The sequence below is a fragment of the Cellulosimicrobium composti genome (assembly GCF_009711085.1).
GTDB lineage: Bacteria > Actinomycetota > Actinomycetes > Actinomycetales > Cellulomonadaceae > Cellulosimicrobium > Cellulosimicrobium composti.
Genome location: NZ_WMKA01000032.1, coordinates 36,716 through 44,938, shown reverse-complemented (window position 1 = coordinate 44,938; position 8,223 = coordinate 36,716). Strand labels below are relative to the sequence as shown.

General features: G+C 76.2%; 8 protein-coding genes. 4 read left to right on the top strand and 4 right to left on the bottom strand.

Features of this window, described 5'->3' with window-relative positions:
- Positions 1-601 (top strand): FUSC family protein (locus tag GJV82_RS13280; protein WP_196217248.1); only part of this gene is annotated, 601 nt, incomplete at its 5' end.
- Here GJV82_RS13280 and GJV82_RS13275 read toward each other — a convergent pair.
- The 4 genes from GJV82_RS13275 to GJV82_RS13265 form a co-directional block, all read right to left on the bottom strand.
- Positions 598-1,959 (bottom strand): PhoH family protein, encoded by a 1,362-nt coding sequence (locus tag GJV82_RS13275; protein WP_318657625.1) that lies wholly within the window; start codon positions 1,957-1,959, stop codon positions 598-600. The genes GJV82_RS13280 and GJV82_RS13275 overlap by 4 nt on opposite strands.
- Before the next feature lie 259 nt (positions 1,960-2,218).
- Positions 2,219-2,863, bottom strand: coding sequence for an MFS transporter (locus tag GJV82_RS20510; protein ID WP_263971410.1), 645 nt, complete (start codon positions 2,861-2,863; stop codon positions 2,219-2,221).
- A 56-nt stretch (positions 2,864-2,919) separates the two neighbouring features.
- Positions 2,920-3,861 carry an MFS transporter gene (locus GJV82_RS20505; protein WP_318657624.1) on the bottom strand — a complete coding sequence of 314 codons (942 nt, stop codon included), beginning with the start codon at positions 3,859-3,861 and terminating at the stop codon, positions 2,920-2,922.
- Entirely contained in the window at positions 3,858-4,475 is a 618-nt protein-coding gene (locus GJV82_RS13265) for a PadR family transcriptional regulator (protein ID WP_155099555.1), read from the bottom strand. The genes GJV82_RS20505 and GJV82_RS13265 overlap by 4 nt, the downstream gene beginning before the upstream one ends.
- A 208-nt stretch (positions 4,476-4,683) precedes the next feature.
- Here GJV82_RS13265 and GJV82_RS13260 point away from each other — a divergent pair, with 208 nt between their 5' ends.
- The 3 genes from GJV82_RS13260 (at position 4,684) to nhaA (ending at position 8,215) form a co-directional block, all read left to right on the top strand.
- Positions 4,684-6,135, top strand: coding sequence for an amidase (locus GJV82_RS13260; RefSeq protein ID WP_155099554.1), 1,452 nt, complete (start codon positions 4,684-4,686; stop codon positions 6,133-6,135).
- Positions 6,132-6,686, top strand: coding sequence for a DUF1697 domain-containing protein (locus GJV82_RS13255; protein ID WP_318657623.1), 555 nt, complete (start codon positions 6,132-6,134; stop codon positions 6,684-6,686). Before GJV82_RS13260 ends, GJV82_RS13255 begins: the two co-directional genes overlap by 4 nt.
- Before the next feature lie 206 nt (positions 6,687-6,892).
- Positions 6,893-8,215 (top strand): Na+/H+ antiporter NhaA, encoded by a 1,323-nt coding sequence (gene nhaA / locus GJV82_RS13250; RefSeq protein WP_155099553.1) that lies wholly within the window; start codon positions 6,893-6,895, stop codon positions 8,213-8,215.
- The last annotated feature ends 8 nt before the right edge of the window (positions 8,216-8,223 follow it).

Below are 8,223 nucleotides of genomic sequence, written 5' to 3'. Positions count from 1 at the left end.
CCGGGAGCTCGACGCGGTCGAGCGCGCGCTCGACGCGACGGGTGCGCCACGCACGGACGCCGCGCCCGCGGCCCGCACGACCCTGCGCGCGCACGCGCGGTCGGGGGCGTCGGGCCCCTGGCGGCTCCCCACGGCGCGCGTGGGCGTGGCCGGGGTGGTCGCGGGTGCGGTCGCCGCCGTCGCGGGGCTCGGGCACGCCGCGTGGGCGACCATGGGCTCGACCGCCGTGCTCCAGGGCGACTCGGCGCGCCACGCCGTCGTGCGCGCGCTCCAGCGCGGCGCCGGGACGGTCGCGGGCGCGCTCGTCGCCTGGCCGCTGCTCGCCGCGCCGCTCGGCTTCTGGGGGACGGCCGCCGTCGTCGTCGTGCTCCAGACCGTGACGGAGACGATCGTGGGGCGCCACTACGGGGTCGCGATGCTCACCATCGCGCCGATGGCGCTGCTCATGACGTCGCTCGCGCACCCCGCCGACCCGTCGGCGCTCGCGCTCGACCGCGCGCTGGACACCGTCCTGGGCGCCGTCGTCGGCGTCCTCGCCGTCGTCCTCGTCCACCCGCGCGCGCGGCGGCCGGACGCCCCGGCCGCCGCGCCGCTCGGCTAGACCTCGATCGACTCCAGCATCTCCGTGACGAGCGCCGCGACGGGCGAGCGCTCGGAGCGCGTGAGCGTCACGTGCGCGAAGAGCGGGTGGCCCTTGAGCGCCTCGATGACCGCGGCGACGCCGTCGTGCCGCCCCACGCGGAGGTTGTCGCGCTGCGCGACGTCGTGCGTGAGGACCACGCGCGACGACTGCCCGATGCGCGACAGCACGGTGAGCAGCACGTTGCGCTCGAGCGACTGCGCCTCGTCGACGATGACGAACGCGTCGTGCAGCGAGCGCCCCCGGATGTGGGTCAGGGGCAGCACCTCGAGCATCTCGCGGTCGATCACCTCGTCGAGCACCTGGGGCGAGACGAGCGCGCCGAGCGTGTCGTAGACCGCCTGCGCCCACGGGTTCATCTTCTCGGACTCCGAGCCGGGCAGGTAGCCGAGCTCCTGCCCGCCCACCGCGTACAGCGGCCGGAACACGACGACCTTGCGGTGCTGGCGGCGCTCCATGACGGCCTCGAGGCCCGCGCACAGCGCGAGCGCCGACTTGCCGGTGCCCGCGCGGCCGCCGAGCGAGACGATCCCGACGCTCTCGTCGAGCAGGAGGTCGATCGCGACGCGCTGCTCGGCGGAGCGGCCGTGCAGCCCGAACAGCTCGCGGTCCCCCCGCACGAGCTGCACGTGCTTGTCCGCCGTGACGCGGCCCAGCGCGGACCCGCGCGGCGAGTGCACGACGAGCCCCGTGTGGCAGTGCAGCGGTCCCGCGGCCTCGACGACGGCGGGGTCGAGGCTCGCGAGCTCGACCGACTCGTGCTCCCACAGCGCCGCGGCCTCGGCGTCGGTGAACGAGATCTCGCCCATCCCCGTCCACCCCGAGTCCACCGCGAGCTCGTGCCGGTACTCCTCCGCGCGCAGCCCGACCGCCGACGCCTTGACCCGCATCGGCAGGTCCTTGGAGACCACGGTCACGTCGTGGCCCTCCGCGGCGAGGTTCGCCGCGACGGACAGGATCCGGGAGTCGTCGTCGCCGAGGCGGAACCCCGCCGGGAGGACGCTCGGGTCCGAGTGGTTGAGCTCGACGCGCAGGGTCCCGCCGGCGTCGCCCACCGGGATGGGCGCGTCGAGGCGGCCGTGCCTGACGCGCAGGTCGTCGAGCATCCGCAGCGCGCTGCGGGCGAAGTACCCGAGCTCCGCGTGGTGACGCTTCGCCTCCAGCTCGGTGATGACGACGACCGGGAGGACGACGTCGTGCTCGGCGAACCGCCCGATGGCGCGCGGGTCGCTCAGCAGGACCGAGGTGTCGACGACGAACGTCCGGCGGGCGTCGCCCCCGCCGTCGTGCGGGGTGGGGGTGGGTGAGGTGCGGACCACGAGGGCTCCCCTCCGGCGCGCGGGCGCCGTTCTCTCTCTGGGCGAGGCGGGCGACCGGCCGTCGGGCCGTGGGTGCCACGGCTCAGCAGCGCCGGTGCCGGCCCTCCTGAGCGGAGCGTGAACCCCATCGGCTGGCCTCCCGGAGGACGGCGGTGGTGCCGTCCGTCCCCTCGAAACTACGCCCGTGTGATTCGGGTCACCAGCCCAGACACGCCCGCCGGGCGAGGTTTAACCCGGCGTTCACGTCCCCGTCCCGCGGTCAGTGCTCGACGTGCCGCGCCGACATCGCGACCGCGCACACGAACCCGAGGACGAGCACGGCCGCGGTCACGGCGAGGGTCTGCCCGACGGCGGTCGCGAACCCCTGGTGGAACGCGGCCGTCGCGGCCTCGCCCACCTGGCGCGCGACGTCGTCGGGCACGCCGGCCGGGAGGTCGAACGACCCGCCCGCGCCGGCCTGGAGCGAGCCCGCCCCGGAGAAGCCCTCGACGAACGGCCCGCGCACCTGCTCGGGGAGCGACGCGGCGGCCTGCCGCGCGGCCGCGGGGAGCTCGACCGCGAGCCGCGCGGTGAGCGTCGCGACGATCGCGGCCGACCCGATCACGCCGCCCACCTGGCGCGTGGTGTTGAACGCGCCGGCGCCCGCGCCCGCGGTGCGCTGGTCGAGCCCGGAGGTCGCGAGGTTCGCGAGCGGCGAGAACACGCAGCCCGTGCCGATGCCGAAGAGCGTCATGGGGAGCACGACCGTGACGACCGGCACCTCGGGGCGGACGACCGCGGCCAGCCAGCCGATCGCGACCGCGAGGACGCCGAACCCGGTCGCCACGACCCACTTGGCGGGCACGCGGTCGGACAGGCGGCCGGCGAGCGGCGCGACGATCCCGGACACGAGCGACCCCGGCAGGTTGACGAGCGCGGCGTGCAGGGGTGACAGGCCGAGGATGGACTGCAGGAAGATCGTCAGCGGGAGAAGATGCCGATCATCGCGAACGACACGGACATGCCCGCGACGTTCGCGAGCGAGAAGTTGCGCGAGCGGAACAGCCGCAGCGGCAGCAGCGCGCCGTCGCCGAGCCGGCGCTGCCACAGCACGAAGCCCACGAGGACGAGCACGCCCGCGCCGATCACGCCCCACACCGTGACGGGCCCCGCGATGGTCCCCCACGCGTACGTCTCGCCCTCCTGCAGACCGAACACGAGCGCGAAGAGACCGACGACCGACAGGACGACCCCGACGACGTCGAACGTGCGCTTGTTCGTCGCGAGGCGCGGGAGCCGCACGAGCGCGAGCCAGAGCGCGACGACCCCGACCGGGACGTTGACGAAGAAGATCCACTCCCAGCCCCACGACTCGACGAACAGGCCGCCGAGCAGCGGCCCGGCGATGGTCGCGACGCCCGCCGTGGCGCCCCACAGGCCCATCGCCGCGCCGCGCTGCCGGGGCGGGAAGACGCGCGTGATCATCGCCATCGTCTGCGGCGTCATGAGCGCGGCGCCGACGCCCTGCACGACGCGGGCCGCGACGAGCATGCCGATCGAGCCGGAGAGGCCGCACCACGCGGACGCGAGCGTGAACACCGCGAGCCCGACGACGAACACCGGCTTGGGGCCGTACCGGTCGCCCAGGCGGCCCGCGAGCAGGAGCAGCACGGCGTAGGACAGCAGGTACGCGCTGTTCACCCAGCCCACCGCGACGAGCGACGCGTCGAGCTCGGTCTGGAGCGTGGGGACGGCGATGTTCACGATCGTGGTGTCGACCATGATCATGAAGAAGCCGAGGATCAGCGGCGGCAGGATGCTCCAGGCGCTGCGGCCGTGGAGGTCGACGAGGGGCACGACGCGCGAGCCCGAGCTCGCGGTGGCCGGTGCCGCGGCGGCGCCGCCCGGGGCGGGAGTGGTCACGAGGTCTCCTGAGGTGGGGTCGTGCGGTGGCGGAAGGCGGGCGCAGGCTCGTCGGTCCAGCTCAGCGCGCCCGACCCGAGGTCGGCGATCGTCGCGTCGAGCCAGGCGATCTCGGCGTCGGTCTGGTGGAGCTCGTAGTACGCGTCGAGCACGAGACGACGCGGGAGACCGCGCGCGACCACGGCGTCGAGGCGCTCGCGCTGCCCGGCGACGGCCGCGGCGAGCGCGGCCCGGCGCTCGCGCAGCAGGGCGAGCGCGTCGTCGAGCGGGAGGTCGTGCACGAGCGCGAGGCCGACGGGGAACGACGGGTGCTCGGGCGGGGTGTCGCGCACGAGCTCGCGCGTGCGCGCCTCGTGCGCCGCGACCCCCGCGGGGGTGATCGCGTAGACGGTGCGCTCGGGGCGGTTGCCGTCGCGGTCGACGCCCGCGCGCTCGACGAGCCCGTCGCGCTCGAGGCGGTCGACCGCGTGGTAGACGGCGCCGGGGTTGAGCCGCACGAGCCGGTCGTCGCGCCGCTTGCGCAGCCGCACGAGGATCTCGTAGGGGTGCATCGGCTCCTCGCGGAGCACGGCGAGCACGAGGGTGGCCGCGGGGCTCAGTCGTGGTGCGGGCACGGTCCTCCTCTCCGGGCTCGGGTGCCCGGCGCCGCCGGGGCCGCGTCGGCGGCCCGGTCATGGCGGTCCGGGGAGACGGGTCGCGATCGGCCCGCACGGAATATTCCGATCGGAATATACGCGCGCGGCTGCGCCGTGTCGACGTCCCGGGCGTCCAGCCCGACGGCGGACGGGACACGAGCGGCGGGCGGGCGTAGCGTCGTCGCCCATGAGCGTCTCCGAGCTCCTCGACCTCGACGCGACGGCCCTGGCGCGCTCGCTGCGCGCGGGCGACGCGTCCCCCGCCGACGTCCTCGACGCCACGCTCGACGCCGCCGAGCACGCCGGCGCGGCGGTCGGCGCGTTCACCACGCTGGCGCCGGACCTCGCGCGGACGCAGGCCCTCGCCGCGGAGGCCGCCCTCGTCGCCGCGCGCCGCGACGGGACCGTCGACGAGCCCGGCGCCCTGCCCCCGTTCCTCGGCGTCCCGTGCCCGGTCAAGGACCTCACGACGGTCGCGGGCGTGCCGATGCGCGCCGGGTCCGCCGCGATCGACCCGTTCCTCCCGCCGGACGACGACGGGGTCGTCACGCTCCTGCGCACCGCGGGCACGGTCATGGTCGGCAAGACCTCGACGCCGGAGCTCGGCCTGCCGTGCTACACCGAGCCCGACGTCGGGCCGACCGCCCGCACGCCGTGGGACCTCGCGCGGTCCGCGGGCGGGTCGAGCGGCGGCGCGGCCGCCGCGGTCGCGGCGCGCGTCGTGCCCGTGGCCCACGGCAGCGACGGCGGCGGGTCCCTGCGGATCCCGGCGAGCGCGTGCGGGCTCGTGGGGCTCAAGCCCTCGCGCGGCCTCGTGAGCCCCGGTCCGTACGGGGTCGACGGCGCAGGCCTCGCGACGCACGGCGTCCTCACGCGCACGGTGCGCGACGCCGCGGCGTTCCTCGACGTGCTCGCGCACCCCTGGCCGGGCGACACGTTCACCGCACGCCGGCGTGCGGCACCGTCGGGGCGACCGCTGCGCGTCGGGCTGCTGCTCGACCCGGTGATCGCCGCGGACGCGCCCGTCCACCCCGCGTGCGCCGGCGTCGCGCGCGCCACCGCGGCCCTGCTGGGCGAGCTCGGGCACGACGTCGTCGAGATCCCGCCGCCCTTCGCGGCCGAGCGGTGGGACGCGTTCGCGGCCCTGTGGTCGGTCGGCGCGCTCCAGGCGCCGGTCCCGCCCGACCGCGAGCACCTGCTCGTCCCCCTCACCCGCTGGCTGCGCGAGCGGGGCCGCGCCGTGAGCGGGCTCGCGTACGCGACGGCGCTGGCCGAGGTCCAGCGGCTCGCGCGCGACGTCGCCGTCGCGTGGGAGGGCGTCGACGTCGTGCTGTCCCCCACGCTCGCCCAGCCGCCCGCGCTCGTCGGGAGCCAGCGCCTCGACGACGACCCGGCGGGCGACTTCGCGGCGCAGACCGCCTTCACGCCCTGGACGAGCGTGTGGAACCTCACCGGCCGGCCGGCGATCTCGCTGCCGCTCGGCGAGGCGCGCGTCGCCGACCCCGGGCACGCGCAGCGCACCGTCCCCGTCGGCGTCATGCTCGGCGCCGACCACGGCGACGACGCGCTGCTCCTCGACCTCGCGGCGCGCCTCGAGGAGGCCGCACCCTGGTCCGACCGCCGGCCGGTGCTCCCGTGACCGCGTACGTCGCGCTGCTGTTCGCGGTGAACGTCGGCGGGCGCAAGGTCCCGTCGACCGCGCTCCGCGACCTCGCGGGCGACCTCGGCCTCGCGCGCGCCCGCACGGTCGTCAACAGCGGGAACCTCGTCGTCGCGCCGGGGACGTCGGGGGCGTCGTCGCCCGACGACGTCGCGCGCCTCGTGCGCCGGGGCGTCGCCGAGCGCTTCGACGTCGACACGGCGGTCGCCGTGCTCACGGCCGAGCGCCTGCGCAAGATCGTGCGCGGCAACCCCCTCCCCGACGACGCCGAGGAGCGTCCCGCGGCCCTCCAGGTGCTCGTCGGCGAGCACCCGGTCGCCCCGGACGCCGCCGCCGCGCTCGAGGGTCGCGACGGCACGGAGCGCGCGGCGGTCGCGAACGGCGTCCTGTACGTCGCCTACCCCGACGGCATCGGCCGCTCGAGGCTCACGACGCCGGTCCTGTCGAAGGCCGCCGGGACCCCGGTGACCGGACGCAACTGGAACACCGTCACCCGCCTCCTCGCCCTCGCGGAGGAGACGCCCGACTGACCGACCGGAGGCGTGACGCGCCGCACGCCCTGCACCTGCCGCGTGCGCGATGCGGGTGACGCCGTCCGCGCGGAGGATCGTCATCCGGGCACGTCGGTCGCGAGAGGTACCCACCGCGTAGGATCGAGGACGGTGTGCCGGGAAGTCTGGTCGGCCACGGCTCGCGTGCGCGGACCGTGCGACACGTCCGCGACCCCAGGAGCACGATGACCCACGCCCCCCTGCCCTCCGGCCCGTCGGCCGCCCCGTCCGCCGCGCCCGCGTCCTCGTGGCGCGCCAGGCTGCGCCGATGGGTGAGCCGTGAGACCACGGGCGGCGCGCTGCTCATCGGCGCGGCCGCGCTCGCGCTCCTCTGGGCGAACTCGCCGTGGCGCGACGCGTACACCGCGCTGTCCGAGACGGTCGTCGGGCCGGCCTCGCTCGGCCCGCTGCCGCTGCACCTGGACCTCACCCTCGGGGCGTGGGCGGCCGACGGCCTGCTCGCGATCTTCTTCTTCGTCGTCGGCGTCGAGCTCAAGCAGGAGTTCGTCGCGGGCAGCCTGCGCAGCCCGCGGCAGGCCGGGGTGCCGATGCTCGCCGCCGTCGGCGGCATGGCGGTCCCGGCGCTGATCTTCGCGGCCGTCGTCCTGCTCGCCGGCGACGACGGCGCGCTGCACGGCTGGGCGATCCCCACGGCCACGGACATCGCGTTCGCGCTCGCCGTGCTCGCCGTGTTCGGCCGCGGCCTGCCCGTCGCGATCCGCACGTTCCTCCTCACGCTCGCCGTCGTGGACGACCTGCTCGCGATCGTCGTCATCGCCGTCTTCTACACCGCCGACCTGCGCGTGGGCCTGCTCGGCCTCGCGCTCGTCGCGGTCGCGCTGTTCGCGGTCCTCGTGCGCGCGCGCCGCACGCGGTGGTGGCTCCTGCTCCCCGTCGCCGTCGTCGCGTGGGTGCTCGTGCACGAGTCCGGCGTGCACGCGACCATCGCGGGCGTCCTGCTCGGCTTCACCGTCCCGGCGATCGCGGTGCACGGCGAGGCGGAGTCGCGCACGCACCGCTTCGAGCACACCCTGCGCCCCTTCTCGCAGGGCGTGGCCCTGCCCGTCTTCGCGTTCTTCGCCGCGGGCGTCACGTTCGTGGGCGGCGGGACCGAGGTGCTCGGCCAGCCCGTCGTCCTCGCGATCGTGCTCGGCCTCGTCGTGGGCAAGCTCGCCGGCGTGCTCGGCACGACGGCGCTCGTCACGCGGCTCACGCCGCTGCGGCTCGCGCCGGGCATCGGGGTGCGCGACCTCTTCCCCGTCGGCCTCCTCGGCGGCATCGGGTTCACCGTGTCCCTCCTCATCACGGAGCTGTCCTTCCCCGACTCGACGCACACCGACGGCGCGAAGATCGCCGTCCTCGCCGCGTCGACGATCGCCGCCGCGCTCGCCGGCGTCGCGCTGCGCTGGGACGCCCGGCGCGCACGCACGAACGACATGAACCTCGACGACCTGCCCGACGACGTGACCGACCTCATCGGCGACGAGAAGGACCGCCTCGAGCACTGACCGCCGCC